The organism is Cupriavidus necator N-1, assembly GCF_000219215.1.
GTDB classification, from domain to species: domain Bacteria; phylum Pseudomonadota; class Gammaproteobacteria; order Burkholderiales; family Burkholderiaceae; genus Cupriavidus; species Cupriavidus necator.
In genome coordinates, this window is the sequence record NC_015726.1 from 3,308,900 (window position 1) to 3,332,664 (window position 23,765).

A 23,765-nucleotide genomic window follows, 5' to 3' on the forward strand; every position below is an offset into this window, starting at 1 on the left:
GAAGATCAGAGACGATGCAGGACGACTTCAATCACGAAACGGCTGCCGACATAGGCCAGCAGCAGGATGCCGAACGAGGCGATGACCCAGCGCAGCGCCACCTTGCCGCGCCAGCCGCGGAAGATGCGCCCGGCCAGGATGCCGCCGAACATGGCCCACGAGATCAGCGCGAACACCGTTTTGTGGTCCAGCCGGAAGGCGCGGCCGAACAGCTCTTCAGAGAACAGCAGGCCCGAGCCGATGGTCAGCGTCAGCAGCACAAAGCCGGCGCCGATCAGCCGGAACAGCAGCTTCTCCAGCGTCAGCAGCGGCGGCAGCAGGTCAAGCCAGCGGCCCAGCCATTCGCTGGGTTGCTGCTCCGGCGGCCGCGCGGGCGCGTGCCGGAAGCCGTGCAGGCGCCGTTCGGCCAGCAGCATCAGGAAGGCGTGGAACGCCGCCAGCGTGAACAGCCCGTAGGCCACGTTGGCGATGATGAAATGCAGCTTGAACAGCGGCCGCGCCGCGTAGCCCAGGATCTGCGAGCCGGGGAAGGCCAGGGGCATCAGGCTGGCTACCAGCGCCACCGGGATCACGATCAGCCCCAGGCCCGCCAGCGAGAAGAAGAAGCTTTCTATCCAGTAGATGCCCACGCCCAGCCACAGCATGGCCGACAGCGCAAAGGCAAAGCCGAACATCATGCGCTCGGCCGGGAAGATGGTTTCATGCAGCAGCAAGCCGTGGCTGGCCAGCGCCGCCAGCATCAGCACGTGCCACCAGGCCGGGCGCCCTTCGCCATGCGCGCCGCCTGCCGGGGGGATGGGGCCACCGCCGGCCACCAGCACGGCCGAGGTCGCCCCCCCTGCCTGGCCGGCAGCGGTGGCAACGTGTGGATGGCGCGTGGCCCAGCCGTGATAGGCCAGGCCGCAATAGAGAAGTGCCGTCAGGGCATACAGTACAATGACCATTTACGCAGTTTACCTTAGTGCCCACGGACGGTGGCGGCCGGTTGAACCGGTGTTCCAGGCCCGCCCCGTGTGCCAGACTGCCTCCGAATTTCAGCCCCGAGCCCTGCTCCGACTTCTCCCCCGATTCCTGCCATGCTGGACAATCTCACTCAACGCCTGGCGCGTGTGGTCAAGACCATGCGCGGCGAGGCGCGCCTGACCGAGGCCAACACTGCCGAGATGCTGCGCGAAGTGCGCCTTGCCATGCTCGAAGCCGACGTGGCGCTGCCGGTCGTGCGCGAATTCGTTGCCCGCGTGAAGGAAAAGGCCATGGGCGAGGAGGTTGTCAGCAGCCTCACCCCGGGCCAGGCCCTGGTCGGCGTGGTCCAGCGCGAGCTGACCGCCGTGATCGGCGGCGCCGACGCGGCCAGCGGCAACAACAAGGAAGCCGAGCTGAACCTGGCCGTGCAGCCGCCCGCCATCATCCTGATGGCCGGCCTGCAGGGCGCCGGCAAGACCACCACCGTGGGCAAGCTGGCCAAGTGGCTCAAGGAAAACAAAAAGAAGAAGGTGCTGACGGTCTCGTGCGACGTCTACCGCCCCGCCGCTATCGCGCAGCTGAAGACGGTTTCCGAGCAAGTCGGCGCTGACTTCTTCCCGTCACAGCCGGACCAGAAGCCGGTGGACATCGCCCGCGCGGCGGTGGACTGGGCGCGCAAGCACTACCACGACGTGCTGATCGTCGACACGGCCGGCCGGCTCGGTATCGACGAGCTGATGATGCAGGAAATCGCCGCGCTGCACGCGGAGCTGAAGCCCGCCGAAACCCTGTTCGTGGTCGACGCCATGCTGGGCCAGGACGCCGTCAACACCGCCAAGGCCTTCAACGACACCCTGCCGCTGACCGGCGTGGTGCTGACCAAGCTGGACGGCGATGCGCGCGGCGGTGCCGCACTGTCGGTGCGCCATATCACTGGCCGCCCGATCAAGTTCGTCGGCGTCGGCGAAAAGCTGGACGGCCTGGAGCCCTTCTACCCCGACCGCATGGCCCAGCGCATCCTGGGCATGGGCGACATCCTCGCGCTGGTCGAGGAAGCCCAGCGCGGCGTGGACATGGAAGCGGCCGAGAAGCTGGCCAAGAAGATCAAGAAGACCGGCGACTTCGACCTGGAAGACTTCAAGGCCCAGATCGGCCAGATGAAGAAGATGGGCGGCCTGGGCAGCCTGGTCGACAAGCTGCCGGCGCAGTTCGCCCAGCAGGCGCAGGGCGCCAACATGGACCAGGCCGAGAAGCAGGTGGCCCGCATGGAAGGCATCATCAACAGCATGACGCCCACCGAGCGCGCCAAGCCCGAGCTGATCAAGGCCAGCCGCAAGCGCCGCATTGCCGCGGGCGCCGGCGTGCCGGTGCAGGAAGTGAACCGCCTGCTCAACCAGTTCGACCAGATGCAGTCCATGATGAAGAAGCTCAAGGGCGGCGGCATGATGAAGATGATGCGCCAGATGGGCGCGATGAAGGGCGGCATGAAGGGTCTCTTCAACCGCTAGAATCCGTCTGCGCACCTCGACTTGCCTCCCCCGCAAAAGAACAGGAAAGACATCATGATGAGCGCCGTACAGGCCCGCGAGCTGTGGGCCAACTCCGAAGAAATCGTCTCCGCCGCGGAAGTCCAGGCGTCGCTGGACCGCATGGCCACGGAAATCACCGCCAAGATGGGCGATGCCTTCCCGCTGGTGCTGTCGGTGATGGGCGGCGCGGTGGTCTTCACCGGCATGCTGCTGCCCAAGCTGGCCTTCCCGCTGGAGTTCGACTACATCCACCTCTCGCGCTACAACAACAAGACCGTGGGCGGCGAGATGCAGTGGCGCGTGGCCCCGCGCGAGTCGGTCAAGGATCGCGTGGTGCTGGTGCTGGACGACATCCTGGATGAAGGCGAGACCATGGCCGCCATCCGCGAGCGCATCATGGACATGGGCGCCAGGGAATTCCACGCCGCCGTGCTGTGCGAGAAGACGCTGACCAAGATCAAGCCCATGCATCCGGACTTCTGCGGCTTTGCAGTGCCGGACCGCTATGTCTTTGGCTGCGGCATGGACGCCAAGGGCTACTGGCGCAACCTGGACTCGATCCGCGCGCTGGTTTGATCAGTTGAATACAGGCACCCGCCCGGGTGCCTGCCCCGGCGCCATCCTCAGGCGCCCAGGATCGGCCACAGCGAGGCCAGCAGCAGCACGGCCATGCCGATATTGAAGGCGCGCAGCACCCGCGGACGCGCCAGCCAGCGCCGCAGCGCCGAGCCGCACAGCGCCCACATCGCCACGCTGGGCAGGTTGACCACCCCGAAGATCCCCGCCAGCAGCAGCACGTTGAGCAACAGGTTGCCGTGCAGCACGTAGGTGCTGCACGCGCCCACCGCCATCACCCACGCCTTGGGATTGACCCACTGGAACGCCGCCGCGGCCCAGAAGCCCATCGGCCGCTTGACCTGCTGGTCCTGCACGCCGCCGGCAGTGGCCAGCTTCCACGCCAGCCATATCAGGTAGACCGTCGCCACCACGCGCAGCACCTGCCAGGTCCACGGGAAGGCGTGGAACAGCGATCCCAGCCCGAGCCCGACCAGCCCTACCATCAGCGCAAAGCCAATGCTGACGCCAAGCAGGTGCGGCACCGTGCGCACGAAGCCAAAGTTCACGCCCGAGGCGAGCAGCATCGTGTTATTGGGACCAGGGGTGATCGACGACACCAGCGCAAAGCCGGCAAACGCGGCAAAGACACCGGTTCCGGCGGCGAGTTGTGATACTTCCATGACCGACTCCAAGGCATTCAGGGAATCAGTCTACGGTCAGCAAACGGTACAGTACCGGTACACTTTGACGGAAATACGCCGATACAGGGATGCCGCCGGCCGCCGGTCAGTTTGCTTCCGGCTGGTGGACAAAGATCCACTCCTGGTAGCTGCCCTTGTCGGCAAACCCTGCGTTTGCCGGCGTAAAGCCGCCCACGCGAAGCGGGGTGCCTGGGGCCTGGCTGTACACGCCGACGATGCCGTTGTCCGGTCCGGGGACGATGCCCCACTCGCCGCCTTTCGGGAGCGGGTCGCGCCAGGCCCGGCGCAGGTAGCGCGCGACTACCGGCTGCCTCGGATCGAGCACCAGTTCATCAAGGCGCTTCGGGTACTGCCCGGCTGGGTTGGCATCGTAGTAGGCGCCGATTGCACGGCGGATCTTGTTGCCGTGCGCGAGCAGGTCAGCCTCGCGCGCGCGCCGGTCCTGCGTGGCCCACAGCACGCCGAACTGGCTCAGCATCTCGCCCAGGATAGCCAGCGCCACCAGCGCGCCGATGTAGACGGAGCCGCGGCTGTGCCGATCACCAGCTTGCATAGTCGGTCCCGTCATGCGCCTTGCCGGGCGCGCCGCTGTGCACGTCGGCAATGCCGCCCTTGGGCGAGCGCTCGAACACCCAGCTGTCGCGCCGGTTGTGAGAGGGTCCAGCGGCAGCTCGCGCAAGTAGCGGCGCTGCACCAGCTCGTCGAGCGATTCCGGGGATTTGCCACGGTCGTCGCGGTAATCGTCCAGCGCCTTGCGCAAGGTCACCAGGTTGTGGCGCAGCACGGTCTCGCGCGCCTTGTCCTGCTGGCGGAAGTACTGCGGCATGGCAAGCGACAGCAGCGTGGCGATAATGGCCAGCACCACCAGCAGCTCGATCAGCGTAAAGCCGCGGCGGCGCATGCCGTCACCACTGGTCATAGTGGTTGCCATCCAGCGCCTCGCCGCTATTGCGCGACATCACGTCGAACACAACGCCCCCCTCGCGCGGATCGTCGGGCGGGCTCTGGTAGCTGCGCAGGCGCCAGTTGCGCGCGGCGGGCTCATCGGGGCAGCCGCACAGCGGGTCGCGCGGCAGGCGCCGCAGGAAGTAGAGGCGGCGCTCGCCGCCGGGATCGGTGGCGTCGGGCACGCCCTCGGCCAGCGCTTCCAGCGACGGCGGATAGCCGCTGTCGCCGACCTTGCGCTGGATCTTGCCGGCGTCCGCCGCGTCCTTGTAGTCGTCGATGGCCTTGCGCAACTCGCGCAGTACGCGGCGCAGCTCGTTTTCCTGCGCGCGACGCACCGTCAGTTCGGCGGACGGCTCGGGCGTGCCCAATGCCGCTTGCCGCGAGGCCTTCCGGCGCAGCGGCGCCTATCCCTTCCAGCAATGGAACGAGATCACCGGGGTTCCCGCAGGACTACAGCCAGGCCTCGGTCGAGCAAGCCATCAAGGACTGCACGCCGTGCAGCGGCGGTGACCTCAGGAAGGCGGGGCTCGACGTGCGCTCGACGCAGTGGCACAAGACCCCGATCAAGCCCCAGAGCGGCAAGATCCGCGTGATGTTCTACGCCACGCTGCGGGCCCTGCGCGCGCTGCGGCAGGAAGCCGGCGCGGCCGAGGACGACCCCCACCTGCTGGCGCGCATCGATGCGCTGCTGGAGTTGCTGACGCTGCTCGGCGGCTGGATGCACGGCATGCAGCGGCTGGACGATGAGGCCGTGCAGCGCGCATTGTGCCATGGCGCTGCGCCGGAGCCGCCCTAACGGGCCATGGGGTGGCTCACCGCTCGCTGCGGTACGGGCGTTCGCGCAGCCATTTGGTGGCGATCCACTTCTCGCCGGACGCCACCGGCAGGCCGGCGTGCAGCGTGCGTTCGTCCAGCGTGCCGTCGGGCAGCAGGTAGCTGAAGTACACCGCGTTGCCCTTGACCGGCGCCACCTCCAGCCCCACGCGCGGGAACGCCGTGGCGCCGCCCGCCTCGGGCGTGTTCAGGTAGATCACCAGGGTGGCGATGCGCTGCCCGCCGACGGACAGTTGCCGCGCCTCGCCCGGGCGCTGCGGGTTGAAGTAGTCGAAGTGCGGCTGGTACTCGCCGCCGGGCTTGTAGTTGAGGATCTGCAGCCCTTCGCCGTGCTCGGCGGGTACGCCGGTGACGGCGGCGATGCGCGCCTCGATGCGCGCGATCAGGGCGTGCTCGGCCACCTGGAACATCGCGCCCATGCTGGTGCGGGCGTCGATCAGGTTCTCGTCGCCGGTATCGGGGTTGACCACCGGCGAGCGCGCCAGGCGGCCGCGCGACAGCGCCACCAGGGCATCGCACTCGTCGTCGGTCAGCAGTTGCTGGAACAGCTGGACCTGCGGCGACGCCAGCCGGAACAGGATCGGGACCTGGCGGTCGCCGCCATCGGCCGCGTAGACCGCGGGCGTGCCGGCGGTGGCGGCAGGGCGGGCCGGCGCGGGCCTGGCCGGCGCGGCGCCATCGGCGCCTTGTGCAAAGGCCGAGGCCACGGCCCGGCGCGCAAAGGCCTCGTCATAGCCCGAGCGCAGCATCGACAACACCAGCGCATCGGCGGCAAAGCCCTGGGCGATATGCCGGGCCAGCCATTGTTCAAGTTCGGGCGAGGATTCGGTGTAGCCGGTCTTGCCGCCGGCAACGGAGGCTTCGCGGATCATGACGGATTGGCGGCGACGCGTTGCGACGAGAACGGGTTGCGGGCAGGCGGCTCGGACACCGGTGCGCGCGGGCGCGACGGCGCGATCTCGGGATCGCCGGCCACGGTGACCGTGGCTTCGGAATACTGCCAGCGCTTCCACGCCGCCAGCACCGCGTTCGGGTATTCGGGGCGGCCGCGGCTGCCGTTGTAGCGGCCCAGCGCCAGATACAGGTCGCCCTGCTCGCGGTCCAGGTAATAGCGCAGGATGGTGCAGCCGTAGCGCAGGTTGCTCTGCAGGTGAAACAGCTTGCGCGGGTCGCTGTCGCCGATGGCGCGCACCCAGAACGGCATCACCTGCATCAGCCCGCGCGCACCGGCCGAGCTGATCGCGTACTTGCGGAAGTTGCTTTCGACCTGGACCAGGCCCAGCACCAGCGCGGGCTCCAGCCCGGCGCGCTTGGCCTCGTAGTAGGCCACCTCGATCAGTTCCACGCGCACCTGCGGCTCGGGGATGCGCGAGGCCAGGCGGGCGGACATCTCGCCCAGCCATTTCAGGTAGGCCAGGCGCTCGCCGCCGGACGCAAATACCGGCCGCGTGGGCCGGTCATCGGCAATGGCGGCGGCCAGCGCGCCGCGCACGGAATCGGCCAGGTCTTCTTCCTTTTGCGCGCCGGCGTGGGCTGCCATGGCCGCCAGGGCCAGCAGCAACCCGCCCGCGCAGCGGCGGGCGGCGTCGGTCATGCCGCGGGCGGCGCGCATGGGGCTCAGTTCGCCAGCTGGCTGCGCACGTGGCCGACCACATCGGCCACGCTGACGGCGGTGGCCTGCGCGTCGCGCCGGCCCTGGTACTCGACCTTGCCTTCCTTCAGGCCGCGGTCGCCCACCACCACACGGTGCGGCACGCCGATCAGCTCCCAGTCGGCAAACATCACGCCCGGGCGCTCGCCGCGGTCGTCCAGGATGACGTCCACGCCGGCGGCCAGCAGCTCGGCATGGATGCGGTCGGCCTCGGCCTTGACGGCTTCGGAGCGGTCGTAGCCCACCGGGCAGATCACCACCGCGAACGGCGCGATCGCGGCCGGCCAGATGATGCCGCGCTCATCGAAGTTCTGCTCGATCGCCGCGCCCAGGATACGGGTGACGCCGATGCCATAGCAGCCCATCTGCATCGGCTGGGTCTTGCCGTTCTCGTCCAGGAAGGTGGCGTTCATGGACTCGGAATAGCGCGTGCCGAGCATGAACACGTGGCCCACCTCGATGCCGCGGCAGATTTCCAGCGTGCCCTTGCCGTCCGGCGAGGCGTCGCCTGCGACCACGTTGCGCAGGTCGGCCACGATCGGCTCGGGCAGGTCGCGACCCCAGTTGACGCCGGTGTAGTGGTAGTCGCGATAGTTGGCGCCACAGACGAAGTCGCTCATGTTGGCGACGGTGCGGTCGGCCACCACCTTGACCGGCTTCTTCATGTCGATCGGGCCCAGGTAGCCCGGCGGCGAGCCGAAGGCGTCGACGATCTCGTTCTCGGTGGCAAAGCGGAAGTCGGCCAGGCCCGGCACCTTGGACGCCTTGACCTCGTTCAGTTCGTGGTCGGCACGGATCAGCAGCAGCCAGATTTCGGCGCCCGCTTCGGTATCCTTGGCCAACACGATCGACTTGACGTTGCGCTCCAGCGGGATGTTCAGGAATTCCGCCACCTGCTCGCACTTGACCTTTTCCGGGGTGAAGGTCTTGACCAGGTCTTCCTTGGGCGAGGCGCGCTCGGCAAGCAGGGGCAGCGCCTCGGCTGCCTCCATGTTGGCGGCGTAGTCCGAGGTCGGGCAGTAGACGATGGCGTCTTCGCCGGTGTCGGCGATCACATGGAACTCATGCGAGCCCGAGCCGCCGATGGCGCCGTTGTCGGCCGCCACGGCGCGGAATTCCAAGCCAAAGCGGCGAAAGATGCGCACGTAGGCGTCGTACATGTTCTCGTACGACTTGCGCAGGCCGTCCGTGTCGCGGTCGAAGGAATAGGCATCCTTCATGGTGAACTCGCGCCCGCGCATGATGCCGAAGCGCGGCCGGCGCTCGTCGCGGAACTTGGTCTGGATCTGGTAGAAATTGACCGGCAGCTGCTTGTAGCTGCGGATTTCCGAGCGGGCGATGTCGGTCACCACCTCTTCCGAGGTCGGCTGGACTGCGAAGTCGCGCTCATGGCGGTCTTTCAGGCGCAGCAGTTCGGGGCCCATCTTGTCCCAGCGGCCGGTTTCCTGCCACAGCTCGGCCGGCTGGATCACCGGCATGGACAGCTCCACCGCGCCGGCGCGGTTCATTTCCTCGCGCACGATGTTCTCCACCTTGCGGATCACGCGCAGCCCGATCGGCATGTAGTTGTAGATGCCGGCACCCAGCTTCTTGATCATGCCGGCGCGCATCATCAGCTTGTGCGAAACGATTTCCGCGTCGGCGGGCGCTTCCTTGAGGGTGGAAATGAAGAATTGCGAGGCTTTCATCCGTAATTTCTCTCTGGGCCGCTAGGTTCGGGAAAATCCGTCCCGGCAAAATCCGGGGGCCGGCGGCACTGAATTGTGTGCACGCGCCTGAAACTGCCCTTCCGCTCGGGGAAAACCAGCATCCCCCGGTCCGGGCCCGGCTGCGCGCTTCCTTTATAATCAGCGTAATTCTAAAGGATTCGAGGTGCAGTCATGCTCGATCGTGAAGGCTTTCGCCCGAACGTCGGCATCATCCTCCTCAACGCACGAAACGAGGTTTTCTGGGGCAAGCGAATCGGCGAACACTCCTGGCAGTTCCCGCAAGGTGGCATCAAGTACGGCGAAACGCCTGAACAGGCCATGTACCGCGAACTGCATGAGGAAATCGGCCTGCTTCCGGAGCACGTCAGGATCGTCGGTCGCACGCGCGACTGGCTGCGTTACGAGGTGCCGGACAAGTTCATCCGCCGCGAGATCCGCGGCCACTACAAGGGCCAGAAACAAATCTGGTTCCTGCTGCGCATGGCCGGCAGGGACTGTGATATCCATCTGCGTGCCACCGAGCACCCTGAGTTCGACGCCTGGCGTTGGAGTCATTACTGGGTGCCGCTGGAGGCGGTGATCGAGTTCAAGCGCGATGTCTACCAGCTGGCGCTGACGGAGTTGTCACGCTTCCTGAACCGGCACGCGCGTGTGCCGCTGAGTCCGTATGGCACACACGGGACGCACGGCCCCCACGGCATGCATGGCCGCCACGGCGGACCACGCAGCCAGGCGCTCAGCCGCGCCCAGCAGGCGCAGCAGGCCGACGCCGACTGCAATGCCGAGGCCGAGCACGCGACAGAGCACGATTCACCGGCAACGCCGGTTTCCACCTCACGGAGCACTGATGACTAGTTTCACCGGCCTGGGCCGCCGCGGCGGCCTGACCGCTGCCGGAATGCTGATTGCCGCGGCCAGCCTTGCGCTGGCCGGCTGCAAGACCACCGGCAAGGAAATGGCGGAGGAAGAAAGCACCTGGATCAACCCGTTCGGGGCCAAGACCTTTGAAGAGGCCAAGGCCATGCTGCCGGCGCCGCCGCAGGACGCCAACCTGATCCCGTTCACGGTGTCGGGTACCGGCTCGCTGTCGTTCGCGGTGGACGGCAAGTCGGTCTCGGTCGGCAAGGACAACGTGGTGCGCTACACGGTCGTCACCACCAGCCAGAGCGGCGCGCGCAACGTGACCTTCGAAGGCCTGCGCTGCGATGCGTTCGAGCGCAAGCTCTACGCCACGCTGCCCAAGGGCGCGACGGAATGGGTGCCCAACAGCAGCGACTACGGCGAGACCTGGCACCGCATGGAGACTGGCGTGCGCAATGCCTACGCCGCCACGCTGGCGATCGATTTCTTCTGCGAGGGCCGTACCGTGGCCGGCACCGCCGACGCCATGGTGCGCGACCTGCAATCGCGCGCGCCGCGCAAGCGCTGAAGCGCACAGCGTCGGCATGAAAAAACGGCGGGACTGCCTGGCAGCCCCGCCGTTTTCATTTCCGCCTGGCCTTTGCGCCGGGATGCCGGATCAGACCAGCACCAGGTTGTCGCGATGGATCAGTTCGGGCTCGTTCAGGTGTCCCAGCACGGACTCGATCTCGGACGAGGGCTTGCGCGCAATCAGCCGCGCCTCGGCACTGGAATAGTTGGTGATGCCGCGCGCCACCTCCTTGCCCTGGGTGTCGACGCAGGCGATTACCTCGCCACGGGCGAACTCGCCCTGCACTTCCGTCACGCCGATCGGCAGCAGCGACTTGCCGCCGCTGGTGAGCTTCTCGACCGCGCCGTTGTCGATCACGACCCGGCCGCGCAGTTGCAGGTGATCGGCCATCCATTGCTTGCGCGCCGTGAGCCGCCCGGTCGGCGCCAGCAGCTGTGTGCCGATGGCCTCGCCCGCGGCCAGTCGCTCCAGCACGTTGGCCTCGCGCCCGGAGGCGATGGTGGTGTGGGCACCGGACTTGGCCGCGCGCTTGGCCGCCAGGATCTTGGTCAGCATGCCGCCGCGCCCGATCGACGTGCCGGCGCCGCCGGCCATGGCTTCCAGCTCGGGGGTGCCGGCCAGGGCCTCGTCCACGAACTGCGCGGCCGGGTCCTTGCGCGGATCGGCGGTATACAGGCCGCGCTGGTCGGTCAGGATCACCAGCGCGTCCCCTTCGATCAGGTTGGTCACCAGCGCGCCCAGCGTGTCGTTGTCGCCGAACTTGATTTCGTCGGTGACCACGGTGTCGTTCTCGTTGATGATCGGCACCACACCCAGGGACAACAGCGTGAGCAGGGTCGAGCGGGCGTTGAGGTAGCGTTCGCGGTCGGCCAGGTCGGCGTGTGTCAGCAGCACCTGCGCGGTGCGGATGCCGTAGCGGCCGAACTGGCTTTCATAGACCTGCGCCAGGCCCATCTGGCCGACGGCGGCGGCGGCCTGCAGCTCATGGATTTCCTTCGGGCGGCGCACCCAGCCCAGGCGCTGCATGCCTTCGGCGATGGCGCCGGAGCTGACCAGCACCACTTCCTTGCCGGCTACGCGCAGCTTGGCGATCTGGGCCGCCCAGCGGGCGATGGCGTCGTGATCCAGCCCCTTGCCGTCGTTGGTGACCAGGCTGGAGCCGACTTTAACGACGATGCGCTTTGCCTGCGCGATGACCGATTGCATGAAGGGAATCCTGTCTCCCGGGCAGCCGGCGGCGGGCGCCGCGCCCGAATTGTCCGTGGGTATTCTTCTGTGGTGGGGCGCCAGCGGCGGCCCCGGCTTATGCCTCGCCCTGCCCCTGGTCGACGTTGTGCAGCCGCTCGTCCAGGCGGATGTCCGGCTCGGCCAGCGCCGCGGCCTCTGCGGCCTTGATCGCCAGCAGGTGATCCTTGATCGCGTAGATCAGCTCGCGGCAGCCTTCGCCGGTCAGCGCCGAAATCTGGAACACCGGCCCCTTCCACTTGTAACGCTTGATGAAATCCTTCACGCGGGCGGCGCGCTCTTCCCCGGGAACCACGTCGAGCTTGTTCAGCACCAGCCAGCGCGGCTTGTCGTACAGGGTTTCGTCGTACTTCTTCAGCTCGTTGACGATGGCCTTGGCCTCAGCCACCGGGTCGACTGCCTCGTCGAACGGCGCCAGGTCGACGATATGCAGCAGCAGGCCGGTGCGCTGCAGGTGGCGCAGGAACTGGTGGCCCAGGCCCGCGCCTTCGGCGGCGCCTTCGATCAGGCCGGGAATGTCGGCGACCACGAACGATTGCTCATGGTCCACGCGCACCACGCCCAGGTTCGGGTGCAGCGTGGTGAACGGATAGTCCGCCACCTTCGGACGCGCGTTGGAGATATGCGAGATAAAGGTCGACTTGCCGGCGTTGGGCATGCCCAGCAGGCCGACGTCGGCCAGCACCTTGAGTTCAAGCTTGAGCATGCGTCGCTCGCCCGGCTTGCCGTCCACCTGCTGGCGCGGCGCGCGGTTGGTACTGGACTTGAAATGCAGGTTGCCCCAGCCGCCCATGCCGCCTTCGGCCAGGCACACGCGCTGGCCGTGCTCGGTCAGGTCGGCGATGACTTCGCCGGTGTCCATGTCGGTGATCAGCGTGCCCACCGGCATGCGCAGCGAGATGTCCTCGCCGGCGGCGCCGTAGCAGTCGGAGCCGCGGCCATTCTCGCCGTTGCGGGCCACGTGCTTCCTGGCGTAGCGGAAGTCGATCAGGGTATTGATGTTGCGGTCCGCCACGGCGAACACGCTGCCGCCGCGGCCGCCATCGCCACCATCCGGGCCGCCGAAGGGCACAAACTTCTCGCGCCGGAACGAGGCGCTGCCATTGCCGCCGTTGCCGGCGATGGCTTCGATTCGGGCTTCGTCTATGAACTTCATGATGATGGGTTTCCGTGATGGATCGGCGGATCAGCGGCTGGAAGCCTCCAACCGGGCTGGCGAACTGACATTGTCGCCAGAAAAGAAAAGGCCCCGCAAGCGTTGCGGGGCCTTCATCCTGCAAAGGCTGTTATCAGGCCGCCGGAACGACGCTGACTTGCTGCTTCTTGGCAGGGCCCTTGACGGCGAACTGCACGTGGCCGTCCACCAGGGCAAACAGCGTGTGGTCCTTGCCCACGCCGACGTTGTCGCCGGCATGCACGCGGGTACCGCGCTGGCGGATGATGATGCCGCCGGCGTTGATGGCCTGGCCACCAAACACCTTCACGCCCAGACGCTTCGATTCGGAATCACGGCCGTTCCGCGTGGAACCGCCGCCTTTTTTCTGTGCCATGTCTTACTCCTGTCGCTTTACCTGGTTACGCTCGATCGATCAGGCAACGATCGCTTCGATGCGCAGTTCGGTGTAATTCTGACGATGGCCTTGACGCTTCTGGTAGTGCTTGCGACGGCGCATCTTGAAGATCTTCACTTTGTCGTGACGACCTTGGGAGATAACGGTAGCCTTGACGGAAGCCCCGCTAACCAGCGGCGTACCAAACTTGATTTGGTCGCCGGCGCCCACTGCGAGCACCTGGTCGAGCGTGATTTCTGCGCCAATGTCTGCCGGTATCTGTTCTACTTTCAGTTTTTCGCCAGCAGCAACCTTGTATTGCTTGCCGCCGGTTTTTACGACCGCGTACATTGTCGAACCTCTCGGATGTGAATAAAACGCCGTATGCCGGCACTGGCGCATCCTGCGCGGCCGGTCAATTGCACGGCCTGGCGTCTGGATGGGCTCACTGCGGCCCGGTTATCTCCCGCCGGCCAGAACCCGCAAAGCGAGCGCAGCTACCGGAGGAAACCGGGAATTGTAAACGAGATCAGGGAAAAGCGCAAAGAAAACAGGCACATAGCCTGCGTGCGGCGGCATCGCCACAAAGGAACCGCGCCCTGGCTCAGGTCAGGTCGGCGAGCAGGAATCCCGCCAGCGCCGCAAAGGCCACCCAAAGGGCAGTGCGGCGCAGGTGGCGGCGAGGAACAGACTTGTTCATGGCTGCATTATAGATGCGCGCCTTGCGAACACCCTGAGCGCATACCCTGAGCACGAATCTTTAGAAGAGCCCCATAAGTAGAACGCCACGCGCATCGCATATAATCGTCCGGTTTTGCGTAACGGTGATCATCTTGTCCCAGCCTTCCGCCACTGCCTTGCTTGCCCCGGTCGCTGCAGACATGCGCGCGGTCGATGCTGTTATCCGCCAGCGGCTGTCTTCTGAAGTCCCCCTGATCGAGCAGATCGGCGAATACATCATCGGTGCCGGCGGCAAGCGCCTGCGCCCGGTGATCCTGCTGCTGACGGCGCGCGCGATGGGTTACGACGGCAATCGCCACCATGAGCTGGCCGCCGTGGTGGAGTTCATCCACACCGCCACCCTGCTGCACGACGACGTGGTCGACGAGTCCGAGCTGCGGCGCGGGCGTGATACCGCCAATGCCGTGTTCGGCAACGCCGCCAGCGTGCTGGTGGGCGACTTCCTCTATTCGCGCGCGTTCCAGATGATGGTCGATGCCGGCAGCATGCGCATCATGGAGATCCTGTCCAACGCGACCAACGTGATCGCCGAGGGCGAGGTCCTGCAGCTGCTGAACATGCACGACCCCGACGTCACCGTCGAGCGCTACCTGCAGGTGATCCGCTACAAGACCGCCAAGCTGTTCGAGGCCGCCGCGCAACTCGGCGCCGTGCTGGCCGGCGCCGACGCCCAGATGGAAGAAGCCGCGGCAGAGTATGGCCGCCGCATCGGCACCGCCTTCCAGCTGATCGACGACATGCTGGACTACACCGCCAGCGCCGAGCAGATGGGCAAGAACGCCGGCGACGACCTGCGCGAAGGCAAGCCCACCCTGCCCCTGCTGCACCTGCTGGAACACGGCACGCCCGAGCAGCGCCAACTGGCGCGCGACGCCATCGTGCAAGGCGGCACCGAGCATTTCGACGCCGTGTTCGCCGCGATCCACGCCAGCGGCGCGCTGGACGTCACCTTCGAAGCGGCACGGCGCGAGGCCGAAGCCGCCGAACAGGCAGCACGGCAGTTCCCGCCGTCGGAACTGAAGGAAACCCTGATCCAGCTCTGCGCGTTCTCATTGCAACGGCAGTCCTGACGCAACCGCGGGGAAGGCAGCGGAAGCGGGCTGAACGGCGATTTTCCTCGCCCTCTTCCATTCCCTAAAAAACGCTGCTAAACTTACATTCTTTGCTGCAGACGGTCAGACGTTTGCCAGCAAACCAAATCGGGGTGTAGCTTAGCCTGGTAGAGCGCTACGTTCGGGACGTAGAGGCCGGAGGTTCGAATCCTCTCACCCCGACCAGATTTAAAAGGCCGAACCAACGTCAGTTGGTTCGGCCTTTTGTCTTTCTGCCCCCTCCCGCCCTCCGGCAACTCATCCCTTGATCGCCTTGCGCTGACGCTTGAATGCCTTCAGGTCGGCCGCGGAGAACAGCTGGCTACGCCCACTTCCGCATGAGGCGCCAGCTTGCCCGTCGCGCACCCTCCGCCGGAAGGTGGCAATTGAAACTTCGAGGTATTCAGCCGCCTCCGCGGCGGTGAAGTCTGCTTCAGCGAGGTGGCCAAAGACTTCCTCGTGCGAGAAGTTCTCGTCCTTGAAAGCCTGCTCGCCCGCCAGCGTGAAGAACTTGACGCGCTCCTGCGCGGGCATCTTGCTGACGGCCTTCATCAGGTCTTCTGCGGTCATGATGGTCATCTTTCTCTCCCTCTCTCAAAAGGACACCACCCCGCGCGCAAGGCAGCTGCCTGAAACGCCCCTTCTTCCCCGCGCAAGTAGGGTTGCGCCCGTGTCGCGCAAACGCCAACACCACGCCCGCATCGGCTTTACAAAAAGTGACCCCGGCGGCAAACTGCCCCGATCCGGGGACGTGGGTCCGTCCGCCCCCGCCTGCGTGGCATCCGCCACCGCCTAACCGCACCGCACAGCGCACCTGCCATGACACTCGGTCTTGCCCTGGCCCAGAGCCGGCGTATCGCGCCCGCCCTGCTTGCTCAGCTGGAGCAGGCCGCGCGTGAAAAGCAGTCGCAGCTGATCGACGAGATCGTCGGCAGCGGCACCATGAGCGCGCACGACCTGGCGCTGTTTGCCGCGGACAAGTACCAGCTGCCGCTGCTAGACCTGGCCCAGTACAACCTGACCAAGGTGCCGCCGGCGCTGGCCGGCAACCGTGAATTCCACGCGCACCGGTTGCTGCCGCTGGGCCGGCGCGAGAACCGGCTGGTGCTGGCGATGTCCGACCCGTCCAACCAGGCCGGGCTGGATGCGATCAAGGAAAAGTACAAGCTGCCGGTCGAAGCGGTGGTGGTCGAGCACGACAAGCTGATGAAGCACGTGCGCTCCGCCGGCGAGGCCCTGGGCACGCTCAAGAACATCTCGCCGGTGCAGGCCGAGCGCAAGATGATCGAATACGATCCGGTGGCCGCGGCCGGCAACCAGCGCAACCGCACCACCGCCGACAATATCGACGACGCCCCGGTGGTGCGCTTCCTGCAGAAGCTGCTGACCGAGGCCTTCCACCGCGGCGCGTCCGACCTGCACTTCGAGCCGTTCGAGACCTTCTACCGCGTCCGCTTCCGCGTGGACGGGGTGCTGCAGGAAGTTGCACGCCCGCCGCTGGATATCCGCGACAAGATCGCCACCCGCATCAAGGTGCTGTCGCGCTTGGACATTTCTGAAAAGCGCGTGCCGCAGGACGGCCGCATGAAGCTGCTGATTGCCCTGCCCAAGGACAAGGACGCCAAGGAGACGGTCGAGCGGGCAGTGGATTTCCGCGTGTCGACGCTGCCGACGCTGTTCGGCGAGAAGATCGTGATGCGGATCCTGGAATCTTCGTCCGACAAGCTCGACATCGACCAGCTCGGCTATGAGCCCGAGCAGAAGGCGCTGCTGCTAGACGTGATCAAGCGCCCCTACGGCATGGTGCTGGTGACCGGCCCCACCGGCAGCGGCAAGACGGTGTCGCTGTACACCTTCCTGAACCTGCTGAACCAGGGCGACATCAATATCTCCACCGCGGAAGACCCGGCCGAAATCCAGCTGCCCGGCATCAACCAGGTCAACGTCAACGACAAGGCGGGCCTGACCTTTGCCGCGGCCCTGCGTTCGTTCCTGCGGCAGGACCCGGACATCATCATGGTCGGCGAAATCCGCGACCTGGAAACCGCCGACATCTCGATCAAGGCCGCGCAGACCGGTCACCTGGTGTTGTCGACGCTGCACACCAACGATGCGCCGACCACGCTGACGCGGTTGATGAACATGGGCGTGGCGGCCTTCAATATTGCGTCGAGCGTGCTGATGATCACCGCGCAGCGGCTGGCGCGGCGGCTGTGTACCTGCAAGCGCGAGGGCGAGGGCGAGATCCCGCGCGAGGCGCTGCTGGAGGCGGGCTTCCGCGAACAAGACCTGGACGGCAGCTGGCAGCCCTACCACCCGGTCGGCTGCGAGCGCTGCAACGGCACCGGCTACAAGGGCCGCTGCGGCATCTACCAGGTCATGCCGATCACCGAGGCCATGCAGGAGATCATCCTGACGCACGGCACGGCACTGCAGATCGCCGAGCAGGCGCGCAAGGACGGCGTGCTATCGTTGCGCGAAGCGGGGCTGCTGAAGGTGAAGCAGGGCGTCACGTCACTCGAAGAAGTGCTGGCGACAACGAATACTTAGGGAAGCAGGACAGGCGGGGCAAGACACAACGTAAATACAAGACGCAGAACAAGCGTCATTTACATCGGGGGTCAATATCATGGCGACGCGTGCACCAGCGGCGGGCGCCCGGACGGCGGCACCGTCACGGGCAAAATCAGGGAAGGGGCGCAAGGCACCCACCCAGTACATCTTTGAGTGGGAAGGCAAGGACCGCAAGGGCAAGACCTTCACCGGCGAACTGCGCGCCGAGAACCAGGCGGAGGTCACCGCCACGCTGCGCAAGCAGGGCCTGACCATCGTCAAGTTGAAGAAGCGCAAGGCCGCGCGCGGGCGCAAGATCACCGAGAAGGACATCGCCTACTTCACCCGGCAGCTGTCGACCATGCTCAAGGCCGGCATTCCGCTGCTGCAGTCGATCGACATCATCGCGCGTGGCCACGTGAACCCCAACTTCACCCAGCTGCTGTCCGACATCCGCTTCGACATCGAGGCCGGCAGCAGCATGGCCGCGGCATTCCGGCGCCATCCGAAGTACTTCGATACGCTGTACTGCAACCTGATCGATGCCGGCGAACAGGGCGGTATCCTGGACTCGCTGCTGGAGCGCCTGTCGCTCTACATGGAAAAGACCATCGCGCTGAAAGGCCAGATCAAGTCGGCGATGATCTATCCGATCGCGGTGCTGACGGTGGCCTTTGCCGTGACCGTGATCCTGATGCTGTTCGTGATCCCGGCGTTCAAGGGCGTGTTCTCCAGCTTCGGCGCCAACCTGCCGGCGCCGACGCTGCTGGTGATCGCCATCTCGGACTTCTTTGTCCAGTACTGGTACCTGGTGATCGGGGTGCCGGTGGCCGCCATCTCCTTCTACCTGCGCTCGCTGAAGAAATCGGAGAAGGTGCAGCGCGTCACCGACCGCGCGCTGCTGAAGCTGCCGATCTTCGGCAGCCTGTTCCGCAAGGCCGTGATCGCGCGCTGGACCCGCACGCTGGCCACCATGTTCGCCGCCGGCACCCCGCTGGTGGAGTCGATGGAGTCCGTGGCCGGCGCGGCCGGCAACTGGGTCTACTACGACGCCACGCGCGAGATCGAGCAATCGGTGCGCATCGGCACCAGCCTGACCAACGCGATGCAGGCCACCCATGTGTTCGACAACATGGTGCTGCAGATGACGCAGATCGGTGAGGAGTCCGGCGCGCTGGACAACATGCTGCTGAAGGTGGCGGAGTTCTACGAGCGCGAGGTCGACGATGCCGTGGCCGCGATCTCCAGCCTGATCGAGCCGCTGATCATCGTGGTGCTAGGTGTGCTGATCGGCGGCATGGTGGTGGCGATGTACCTGCCGATCTTCAAGCTGGGACAGGTGGTGTAAGCGATGTTGTCTGCGTGGTCTGCTTCTCCGTATCCGACCGGTGGCGCGCCGCTGGTGGAGGCACTGGCGGCGCTGCCGCCCGCCTTTCTGGTGGCTGCCGCGGCGCTGCTCGGGCTGGTGGTCGGCAGCTTCCTCAACGTGGTCATCCACCGGATGCCGCGCATGATGGAGCGCGACGAGGCCAACTATATCGCCGAGCTGCGCGGCGACCCGCTGCCCCACCCCGGCCGCTACAACCTGATGGTGCCGCGCTCGGCCTGCCCGCATTGCGGCCACGCGATTGCACCCTGGGAGAACGTGCCGGTGCTGAGCTACCTGTTCCTGCGCGGGCGCTGCTCGGCATGCAAGGCGCCGATCAGTGTGCGCTATCCGCTGGTCGAGCTGGCCTGTGGCGTGCTGAGCGCGCTGGTGGCGTGGCGCTTCGGCCCCGGCGGACAGGCCCTGGCCGCGCTGGTGCTGGTGTGGGCGCTGCTGGCGCTGACCATGATCGATGCCGATACGCAACTGTTGCCGGACCAGATCACCCTGCCGCTGCTGTGGCTGGGCCTGCTGCTGAACCTGGGCGGCGTCTTCGTGGCGCTGCCCGACGCCGTGATCGGCGCGGCTGCCGGCTACCTGGTGCTGTGGACGGCCTACTGGCTGTTCCGGCTCGTGCGCGGCAAGGAAGGCATGGGCTTTGGCGACTTCAAGCTGATGGCGGCACTGGGCGCCTGGTTCGGCTGGCAGGCGCTGCCGGCGCTGGTGCTGCTGTCGTCGGTGGTCGGCGTGCTGTTCGGGCTGGCCAATATTGTGCTGCGCCGCCAGGAACGCGACACGCCCTTCCCGTTCGGACCCTTCATCGCGCTGGCCGGGGTGGTGGTGCTGCTGTTCGGCCCCGGCGTGCTGCCGCTGTTTGCATGGCCCTGACGGTGTCCGACGATATCCGCTGAAGCTGGTATCGTTGCGGCAACATCGTCAACAGAGCCTCACATGCTGGAAATCGGACTGACCGGCGGCATCGGCAGCGGCAAGACCCGCGTGGCCGACATGTTTGCCGCGCGCGGTGCCGCGATCATCGACACCGACCTGCTCGCGCACGAGATCACCGCCCCGGGCGGGCGCGCCATCCCGGCGCTGGTCGAGGCCTTCGGCCCGGCCTGCCTGCGCCCCGACGGCGCCATGGACCGCGACGCGATGCGCGCACTGGTGTTTGCCGACCCCGCAGCCAAGGCACGGCTTGAAGCCATCGCCCACCCGCTGATCCGTGCGCTGACCACCGAGCGCGCCCACGCGATCCGCGATGCCGGCGAGCATCCCTACCTGATCTACGTGGTGCCGCTGCTGGTGGAATCGGGCTCATGGCGCGAGCGCGTGGGCCGCGTGCTGGTGGTGGACTGCACCGAGGCCACCCAGGTGGCGCGCGTGATGGCGCGCAACGGCTTCAGCCGCGAGCAGGTGCAGGCCATCATGGCCAGACAGGCCACCCGCGCCGCGCGCCTGGCATGTGCCGACGACGTCATCGACAACGACGGCCCGGTGGAGGCGCTGGTGGACCAGGTCGACCGGCTCGACCGCTACTATCGTGAACTGTCGGCGGCGGCCAGGGTCCATCCATAACGCGCAACCCGGCGCGCCAGCGCATGGCATCATGCACGCGACATTGTCCTCGGCCCTTGTCTCGCATAGAATGCGCTGGAATATGCGGGGAAATCACCGCATACTGCCGGTAACCGCCTGCCATATATCGCCCCTTCCGGCATTTCCCGGGCCTCATTCTGCACCGGGCCGCTCCTGAAAGCGCCCGACGCCCTGCACGGACATTGCACTTGATTCTGTACGAATACCCTTTCAACGAACGCATCAGGACACTCCTGCGCCTGGAGGACCTGTTCGATCGGCTGGAATACTTTCTCGGCCAGGATCATGCCCACCAGCATCATGTCGCGCTGACCACGCTGTTCGAGATCATCGACGTGGCCGGCCGCGCCGACCTCAAGACCGACCTGATCAAGGAACTGGAACGCCAGCGCCAGGCACTGGCGCCGCTGCGCGCCAGCCCGCAGATCGACCAGGAGGCACTGGACGCCATCATCGGCGAGATCGAGCAAGGCATCGCCATGCTCAACCAGACCGTGGGCAAGGCCGGCCAGCTGCTGGCCGACAACGAGTGGCTGACCAGCATCCGCAGCCGCGCGATCATCCCCGGCGGCACCTGCGAGTTCGACCTGCCGGCCTACTATGCCTGGCAGCACCGCCCCGCCGAAGACCGCCGCGCCGATATCCTGAAGTGGGTACGTCCGCTGCTGTCACTGCGCATGGGCACCACCATCGTGCTGCGCCTGCTGCGCGAAGCCGGCCAGAGCGGCAAGGTGATCGCCACCGGCGGCAGCTACCAGCAGATGCTGTCCGGACGCAGCTACCAGCTGATGCAGGTCTACCTGGATGACTCGCTGCTGGCCTTCATCCCCGAGATGAGCGCCAACAAGTACATGCTGTGGGTGCGCTTTACGCAGCAGGACGGCGACCTGCGTCCGCGCTCGGTCGATGCGGATATCCCGTTCCTGCTGAAACTCTGCAATTTCTGAAGCCTGCGCTGAACGCTATGCCTGCTGTCGTCAAATGCCCCACCTGCGGCACCGAGGTGGCCTGGGTGCCCGACAACAAATTCCGCCCCTTCTGTTCCGAGCGCTGCAAGCAGATCGATCTCGGCGCCTGGGCGTCCGAGAAATACGTGATTGGCGGCAAGCCGGGCGAAACCTCCGCCGACCAGCCTGAAGACGAGGACGACTGAAGCGCCCTCGCCTTCAGCGCCCCCCCCTGGTTCAGTGCGCCGCCGCCAGCACGCGGCGGTAGAAGCCCACGCACACCAGTGCGAACACCGCCAGGCCCAGCCACTGCGCGGTCGCTTCAAACCCGGCCCCGACCAGCGCCAGCGGCGCATCCTTGCCCGACAGGCCGATCACCGCGGCCAGCATCACGCCGACCAGGCTTTCCCCCACGATCAGGCCCGAGGCCAGCAGCGTGCCGCGCCGCTCGGCATGTTCCAGCGCCAGCTTGACGTCGTCGCCGCGCGCGGTGGCGCGGCGGCGTTCGCTGCGCAGCAGGAGCCACGACAGCACCGCGCCCACCACCAGCGCCGAGCTGATGGTCGACGGCAGGTAGATGCCGATGCCCACCGCCAGCACCGGCAGCCGCGCCGCGCCGCGGCGGCGGCGCAGCATCTCGTCGATGGCGATCAGCACCACGCCCAGCCCGATGCCGATCAGGATCATGGTCCAGTTGAGCTGGTGGGTGAAGATGCCGGTGGCGATCGCGGTCATCAGCGTCGCCTGCGGCGCGGCCAGCGCCTGGTTGGGGTCCATGCCCGCACGCGGCAGCGCGCCGGCGAAGCCATAGGCGCTGTAGAGCAGTTCCAGCACCGGCGGGATCACCGCGGCGCCGACCACGCAGCCGATCAGCAGCGCCACCTGCTGACGCCACGGCGTGGCGCCGACCAGCCAGCCGGTCTTCAGGTCCTGCAGGTTGTCATTGGCGATGGATGCGACCGCCACCACCGCCGAGGTGGTAAAGATCGCCAGCGCAATCGAGAACTTGCTGCCCTCGGGCGTGGCCAGCAGCCCGTCGGCCTTGCCCGCCACCAGGATCAGCAGCGACACCAGGATCACCGCGATGATGCCGATGCCCGAGATCGGGCTGGCCGACGAGCCCACCAGCCCCGCCATATAGCCGCACGCCGCCGCCACCAGGAAGCCGAAGATAAAGGCGAATACCACCGCGTAGATCACCAGGCGCCAGCGTGCGCCGCCATCGAGCGGCGCCGGCGCGAGGAATCAGGCGAATACCGTCACCAGCACCGCCAGCAGCCCCAGCATCACCAGCCCGATCCATTTGGCCGGCATATCCTGCTGCGTGCGCGGCATCTTGCCCTGCCCCGCCGGCCCGCCCTGCAGCGCGCCGAACGAGGCGCGGATACCGTACAGCATCGGCCCGGCCAGCGACAGCAGCGTCCAGATCGCGGCGATGCCGATGGTGCCGGCGCCGATAAAGCGCGCCTGCTGGCTCCACACCATGGTGCCGAAGGCCGACAGCGTGGCGCCGTCCGGGCGCGGCGTGATGGCCGTCAGCCACGGCACCGCGACGCCCCAGGTCAGCACCAGCCCGAGCAGCATGGCCAGCCCGCCGACGATGCCGACCAGGTAGCCCGCGCCCACCAGCGCCAGCGAGAAGCCCATCGACAGCCTCACCACCGAGGCCCCGGCCGACAGCCAGAAGTTGGCGCCCTCGGCCAGCAGGCGCAGCCCGCCGGCGGCAAAGCTGAACAGCCCCGCCACCAGGCCGCCGGCCATCAGGTCGGCCAGGCCGGTCGCCTGGGGCTTCTGGCCCGGCGCGGCCTGGTCCGGCGCGGCGCTGCCCACGCGCAGGATTTCCGCCGCGGCCACGCCCTCCGGATAGGGCAGCTCGCTCTGCACCACCATCGCGTGGCGCAGCGGGATGCTGAACACCACGCCCAGCATGCCGCCGGCCGCGCAGATCGCCAGCGTCTGCCAGAACGGGAAGCCCTGCCAGTGGCCCAGCATCACCAGGCCCGGCAGGATAAAGATGATCGACGACAGGGTGCCCGCGGCCGAGGCCTGCGTCTGCACCATGTTGTTTTCCAGGATGTTGGCGCCGGGGAAGAGCCGCAGCACGGCCATCGAGATCACGGCCGCCGGGATCGCCGACGAGAAGGTCAGGCCGACCTTCAGGCCCAGGTAGATGTTGGAGGCGGTGAACACGACCGTGATCAGCGCACCGAGGATGATGCCGCGCAGGGTCAGTTCGGGCAGGGAAACGTCGTCGGCGATACGATCGACACGTAGCATGCAGGTTCCTTTCCTGTGGATCAGGGCCTGGTCAGGCCCTGGCGGCGCGCAAGCGGGCGCCGCGGCCGCTT

General features: G+C 66.8%; 24 protein-coding genes, 1 tRNA gene and 2 pseudogenes. 13 read left to right on the forward strand and 14 right to left on the reverse strand.

Annotation, left to right across the window (positions count from 1 at the left end):
* Positions 1 to 5: 5 nt before the first annotated feature.
* Positions 6 to 944, reverse strand: coding sequence for a cytochrome C assembly family protein (locus CNE_RS15495; protein ID WP_013958042.1), 939 nt, complete (start codon positions 942 to 944; stop codon positions 6 to 8).
* A gap of 132 nt (positions 945 to 1,076) precedes the next feature.
* Here CNE_RS15495 and ffh point away from each other — a divergent pair, with 132 nt between their 5' ends.
* Both ffh and CNE_RS15505 read left to right on the forward strand, forming a co-directional pair.
* Positions 1,077 to 2,471 (forward strand): signal recognition particle protein, encoded by a 1,395-nt coding sequence (gene ffh / locus CNE_RS15500; protein WP_013958043.1) that lies wholly within the window; start codon positions 1,077 to 1,079, stop codon positions 2,469 to 2,471.
* 54 nt (positions 2,472 to 2,525) lie between these two features.
* A complete protein-coding gene (locus CNE_RS15505) occupies positions 2,526 to 3,068 on the forward strand; it encodes a hypoxanthine-guanine phosphoribosyltransferase (protein WP_013958044.1) in 543 nt (180 codons plus the stop codon).
* Positions 3,069 to 3,115: 47 nt separating this feature from the next.
* Here CNE_RS15505 and CNE_RS15510 read toward each other — a convergent pair whose 3' ends face one another.
* The 4 genes and pseudogenes from CNE_RS15510 to CNE_RS15520 all read right to left on the reverse strand — a co-directional run bounded on the left by CNE_RS15510 (position 3,116) and on the right by CNE_RS15520 (position 5,067).
* A complete protein-coding gene (locus tag CNE_RS15510) occupies positions 3,116 to 3,730 on the reverse strand; it encodes a LysE family translocator (protein WP_013958045.1) in 615 nt (204 codons plus the stop codon).
* A 106-nt stretch (positions 3,731 to 3,836) separates the two neighbouring features.
* Positions 3,837 to 4,319: a type II secretion system protein gene (locus CNE_RS15515; RefSeq protein WP_202947887.1), complete on the reverse strand. Its 483-nt coding sequence runs from the start codon at positions 4,317 to 4,319 to the stop codon at positions 3,837 to 3,839.
* Positions 4,291 to 4,682 (reverse strand): annotated as a pseudogene (locus tag CNE_RS39280) (type II secretion system protein). The gene CNE_RS15515 and the pseudogene CNE_RS39280 overlap by 29 nt, the downstream one beginning before the upstream one ends.
* Positions 4,657 to 5,067, reverse strand: coding sequence for a general secretion pathway protein GspG (locus CNE_RS15520; protein ID WP_013958047.1), 411 nt, complete (start codon positions 5,065 to 5,067; stop codon positions 4,657 to 4,659). The pseudogene CNE_RS39280 and the gene CNE_RS15520 overlap by 26 nt, the downstream one beginning before the upstream one ends.
* On the opposite strand from CNE_RS15520, the gene CNE_RS41000 reads away from it, so the two are divergent.
* Positions 5,067 to 5,495 (forward strand): general secretion pathway protein GspG, encoded by a 429-nt coding sequence (locus tag CNE_RS41000; protein ID WP_013958048.1) that lies wholly within the window; start codon positions 5,067 to 5,069, stop codon positions 5,493 to 5,495. The two genes, CNE_RS15520 and CNE_RS41000, sit on opposite strands and share 1 nt — an antisense overlap.
* Before the next feature lie 16 nt (positions 5,496 to 5,511).
* Here CNE_RS41000 and CNE_RS15530 read toward each other — a convergent pair whose 3' ends face one another.
* Genes CNE_RS15530 through CNE_RS15540 form a run of 3 tightly spaced genes read right to left on the reverse strand, consistent with a single transcriptional unit; the run spans position 5,512 to position 8,872 of the window.
* Positions 5,512 to 6,405 carry a 2OG-Fe(II) oxygenase gene (locus CNE_RS15530; protein ID WP_013958049.1) on the reverse strand — a complete coding sequence of 298 codons (894 nt, stop codon included), beginning with the start codon at positions 6,403 to 6,405 and terminating at the stop codon, positions 5,512 to 5,514.
* Positions 6,402 to 7,145 carry a lytic transglycosylase domain-containing protein gene (locus tag CNE_RS15535; protein WP_013958050.1) on the reverse strand — a complete coding sequence of 248 codons (744 nt, stop codon included), beginning with the start codon at positions 7,143 to 7,145 and terminating at the stop codon, positions 6,402 to 6,404. The genes CNE_RS15530 and CNE_RS15535 overlap by 4 nt, the downstream gene beginning before the upstream one ends.
* 5 nt (positions 7,146 to 7,150) lie before the next feature.
* The gene (locus CNE_RS15540; RefSeq protein ID WP_013958051.1) at positions 7,151 to 8,872 is read right to left on the reverse strand and encodes a proline--tRNA ligase; all 1,722 of its coding nucleotides are present in this window, start codon (positions 8,870 to 8,872) and stop codon (positions 7,151 to 7,153) included.
* Positions 8,873 to 9,064: 192 nt separating this feature from the next.
* Between CNE_RS15540 and CNE_RS15545 the strand changes: the two genes are divergently transcribed.
* Positions 9,065 to 9,748: an RNA pyrophosphohydrolase gene (locus tag CNE_RS15545; protein WP_013958052.1), complete on the forward strand. Its 684-nt coding sequence runs from the start codon at positions 9,065 to 9,067 to the stop codon at positions 9,746 to 9,748.
* Complete coding sequence (locus CNE_RS15550; RefSeq protein ID WP_013958053.1) at positions 9,741 to 10,322, forward strand: CNP1-like family protein; 582 nt, start codon at positions 9,741 to 9,743, stop codon at positions 10,320 to 10,322. The genes CNE_RS15545 and CNE_RS15550 overlap by 8 nt, the downstream gene beginning before the upstream one ends.
* A 90-nt stretch (positions 10,323 to 10,412) precedes the next feature.
* Here CNE_RS15550 and proB read toward each other — a convergent pair whose 3' ends face one another.
* The 4 genes from proB to rplU form a co-directional block, all read right to left on the reverse strand.
* Entirely contained in the window at positions 10,413 to 11,531 is a 1,119-nt protein-coding gene (gene proB, locus CNE_RS15555; RefSeq protein ID WP_013958054.1) for a glutamate 5-kinase, read from the reverse strand.
* Between the two features lie 97 nt (positions 11,532 to 11,628).
* Positions 11,629 to 12,726 (reverse strand): GTPase ObgE, encoded by a 1,098-nt coding sequence (gene obgE / locus CNE_RS15560; RefSeq protein ID WP_013958055.1) that lies wholly within the window; start codon positions 12,724 to 12,726, stop codon positions 11,629 to 11,631.
* A gap of 133 nt (positions 12,727 to 12,859) precedes the next feature.
* Positions 12,860 to 13,120: a 50S ribosomal protein L27 gene (gene rpmA, locus CNE_RS15565; RefSeq protein ID WP_010814747.1), complete on the reverse strand. Its 261-nt coding sequence runs from the start codon at positions 13,118 to 13,120 to the stop codon at positions 12,860 to 12,862.
* 39 nt (positions 13,121 to 13,159) lie between these two features.
* The gene (rplU, locus tag CNE_RS15570) at positions 13,160 to 13,471 is read right to left on the reverse strand and encodes a 50S ribosomal protein L21 (RefSeq protein ID WP_006576525.1); all 312 of its coding nucleotides are present in this window, start codon (positions 13,469 to 13,471) and stop codon (positions 13,160 to 13,162) included.
* Between the two features lie 530 nt (positions 13,472 to 14,001).
* On the opposite strand from rplU, the gene ispB reads away from it, so the two are divergent.
* Both ispB and CNE_RS15580 read left to right on the forward strand, forming a co-directional pair.
* Positions 14,002 to 14,931 (forward strand): octaprenyl diphosphate synthase, encoded by a 930-nt coding sequence (gene ispB / locus CNE_RS15575; RefSeq protein WP_049800579.1) that lies wholly within the window; start codon positions 14,002 to 14,004, stop codon positions 14,929 to 14,931.
* 130 nt (positions 14,932 to 15,061) lie between these two features.
* Positions 15,062 to 15,138 (forward strand) — tRNA-Pro (locus tag CNE_RS15580).
* Positions 15,139 to 15,210: 72 nt separating this feature from the next.
* On the opposite strand, the gene CNE_RS15585 is transcribed toward CNE_RS15580, so the two are convergent.
* A complete protein-coding gene (locus CNE_RS15585) occupies positions 15,211 to 15,531 on the reverse strand; it encodes a helix-turn-helix domain-containing protein (RefSeq protein ID WP_013958057.1) in 321 nt (106 codons plus the stop codon).
* A 240-nt stretch (positions 15,532 to 15,771) separates the two neighbouring features.
* Between CNE_RS15585 and pilB the strand changes: the two genes are divergently transcribed.
* The 6 genes from pilB (at position 15,772) to CNE_RS15615 (ending at position 21,623) form a co-directional block, all read left to right on the forward strand.
* Positions 15,772 to 17,502: a type IV-A pilus assembly ATPase PilB gene (pilB, locus tag CNE_RS15590; protein WP_013958058.1), complete on the forward strand. Its 1,731-nt coding sequence runs from the start codon at positions 15,772 to 15,774 to the stop codon at positions 17,500 to 17,502.
* 79 nt (positions 17,503 to 17,581) lie between these two features.
* The gene (locus tag CNE_RS15595; RefSeq protein WP_013958059.1) at positions 17,582 to 18,853 is read left to right on the forward strand and encodes a type II secretion system F family protein; all 1,272 of its coding nucleotides are present in this window, start codon (positions 17,582 to 17,584) and stop codon (positions 18,851 to 18,853) included.
* A gap of 3 nt (positions 18,854 to 18,856) precedes the next feature.
* On the forward strand, positions 18,857 to 19,759 hold the full coding sequence (locus CNE_RS15600) for a prepilin peptidase (protein ID WP_013958060.1): 903 nt from the start codon (positions 18,857 to 18,859) through the stop codon (positions 19,757 to 19,759).
* Positions 19,760 to 19,822: 63 nt separating this feature from the next.
* Positions 19,823 to 20,449: a dephospho-CoA kinase gene (gene coaE / locus CNE_RS15605; RefSeq protein ID WP_013958061.1), complete on the forward strand. Its 627-nt coding sequence runs from the start codon at positions 19,823 to 19,825 to the stop codon at positions 20,447 to 20,449.
* Positions 20,450 to 20,658: 209 nt separating this feature from the next.
* Entirely contained in the window at positions 20,659 to 21,417 is a 759-nt protein-coding gene (gene zapD / locus CNE_RS15610) for a cell division protein ZapD (RefSeq protein WP_035826777.1), read from the forward strand.
* 17 nt (positions 21,418 to 21,434) lie between these two features.
* Positions 21,435 to 21,623, forward strand: a complete 189-nt coding sequence (locus CNE_RS15615; protein ID WP_013958063.1) for a DNA gyrase inhibitor YacG — start codon at positions 21,435 to 21,437, stop codon at positions 21,621 to 21,623.
* Positions 21,624 to 21,654: 31 nt separating this feature from the next.
* On the opposite strand, the pseudogene CNE_RS15620 reads toward CNE_RS15615, so the two are convergent.
* Positions 21,655 to 23,694 (reverse strand): annotated as a pseudogene (locus CNE_RS15620) (OPT family oligopeptide transporter).
* Between the last annotated feature and the right edge of the window lie 71 nt (positions 23,695 to 23,765).

Bases quoted from the DNA above. Each gene is read 5' to 3' on its own strand.
- CNE_RS15495 (WP_013958042.1), bottom strand. From the start codon at position 944: ATGGTCATTGTACTGTATGCCCTGACGGCACTTCTCTATTGCGGCCTG.
- ffh (WP_013958043.1), top strand. From the start codon at position 1,077: ATGCTGGACAATCTCACTCAACGCCTGGCGCGTGTGGTCAAGACCATG.
- CNE_RS15505 (WP_013958044.1), top strand. From the start codon at position 2,526: ATGATGAGCGCCGTACAGGCCCGCGAGCTGTGGGCCAACTCCGAAGAA.
- CNE_RS15510 (WP_013958045.1), bottom strand. From the start codon at position 3,730: ATGGAAGTATCACAACTCGCCGCCGGAACCGGTGTCTTTGCCGCGTTT.
- CNE_RS15515 (WP_202947887.1), bottom strand. From the start codon at position 4,319: ATGACGGGACCGACTATGCAAGCTGGTGATCGGCACAGCCGCGGCTCC.
- CNE_RS41000 (WP_013958048.1), top strand. From the start codon at position 5,067: ATGCCGCTTGCCGCGAGGCCTTCCGGCGCAGCGGCGCCTATCCCTTCC.
- CNE_RS15530 (WP_013958049.1), bottom strand. From the start codon at position 6,405: ATGATCCGCGAAGCCTCCGTTGCCGGCGGCAAGACCGGCTACACCGAA.
- CNE_RS15535 (WP_013958050.1), bottom strand. From the start codon at position 7,145: ATGCGCGCCGCCCGCGGCATGACCGACGCCGCCCGCCGCTGCGCGGGC.
- CNE_RS15540 (WP_013958051.1), bottom strand. From the start codon at position 8,872: ATGAAAGCCTCGCAATTCTTCATTTCCACCCTCAAGGAAGCGCCCGCC.
- CNE_RS15545 (WP_013958052.1), top strand. From the start codon at position 9,065: ATGCTCGATCGTGAAGGCTTTCGCCCGAACGTCGGCATCATCCTCCTC.
- CNE_RS15550 (WP_013958053.1), top strand. From the start codon at position 9,741: ATGACTAGTTTCACCGGCCTGGGCCGCCGCGGCGGCCTGACCGCTGCC.
- proB (WP_013958054.1), bottom strand. From the start codon at position 11,531: ATGCAATCGGTCATCGCGCAGGCAAAGCGCATCGTCGTTAAAGTCGGC.
- obgE (WP_013958055.1), bottom strand. From the start codon at position 12,726: ATGAAGTTCATAGACGAAGCCCGAATCGAAGCCATCGCCGGCAACGGC.
- rpmA (WP_010814747.1), bottom strand. From the start codon at position 13,120: ATGGCACAGAAAAAAGGCGGCGGTTCCACGCGGAACGGCCGTGATTCC.
- rplU (WP_006576525.1), bottom strand. From the start codon at position 13,471: ATGTACGCGGTCGTAAAAACCGGCGGCAAGCAATACAAGGTTGCTGCT.
- ispB (WP_049800579.1), top strand. From the start codon at position 14,002: ATGCGCGCGGTCGATGCTGTTATCCGCCAGCGGCTGTCTTCTGAAGTC.
- CNE_RS15585 (WP_013958057.1), bottom strand. From the start codon at position 15,531: ATGACCATCATGACCGCAGAAGACCTGATGAAGGCCGTCAGCAAGATG.
- pilB (WP_013958058.1), top strand. From the start codon at position 15,772: ATGACACTCGGTCTTGCCCTGGCCCAGAGCCGGCGTATCGCGCCCGCC.
- CNE_RS15595 (WP_013958059.1), top strand. From the start codon at position 17,582: ATGGCGACGCGTGCACCAGCGGCGGGCGCCCGGACGGCGGCACCGTCA.
- CNE_RS15600 (WP_013958060.1), top strand. From the start codon at position 18,857: ATGTTGTCTGCGTGGTCTGCTTCTCCGTATCCGACCGGTGGCGCGCCG.
- coaE (WP_013958061.1), top strand. From the start codon at position 19,823: ATGCTGGAAATCGGACTGACCGGCGGCATCGGCAGCGGCAAGACCCGC.
- CNE_RS15615 (WP_013958063.1), top strand. From the start codon at position 21,435: ATGCCTGCTGTCGTCAAATGCCCCACCTGCGGCACCGAGGTGGCCTGG.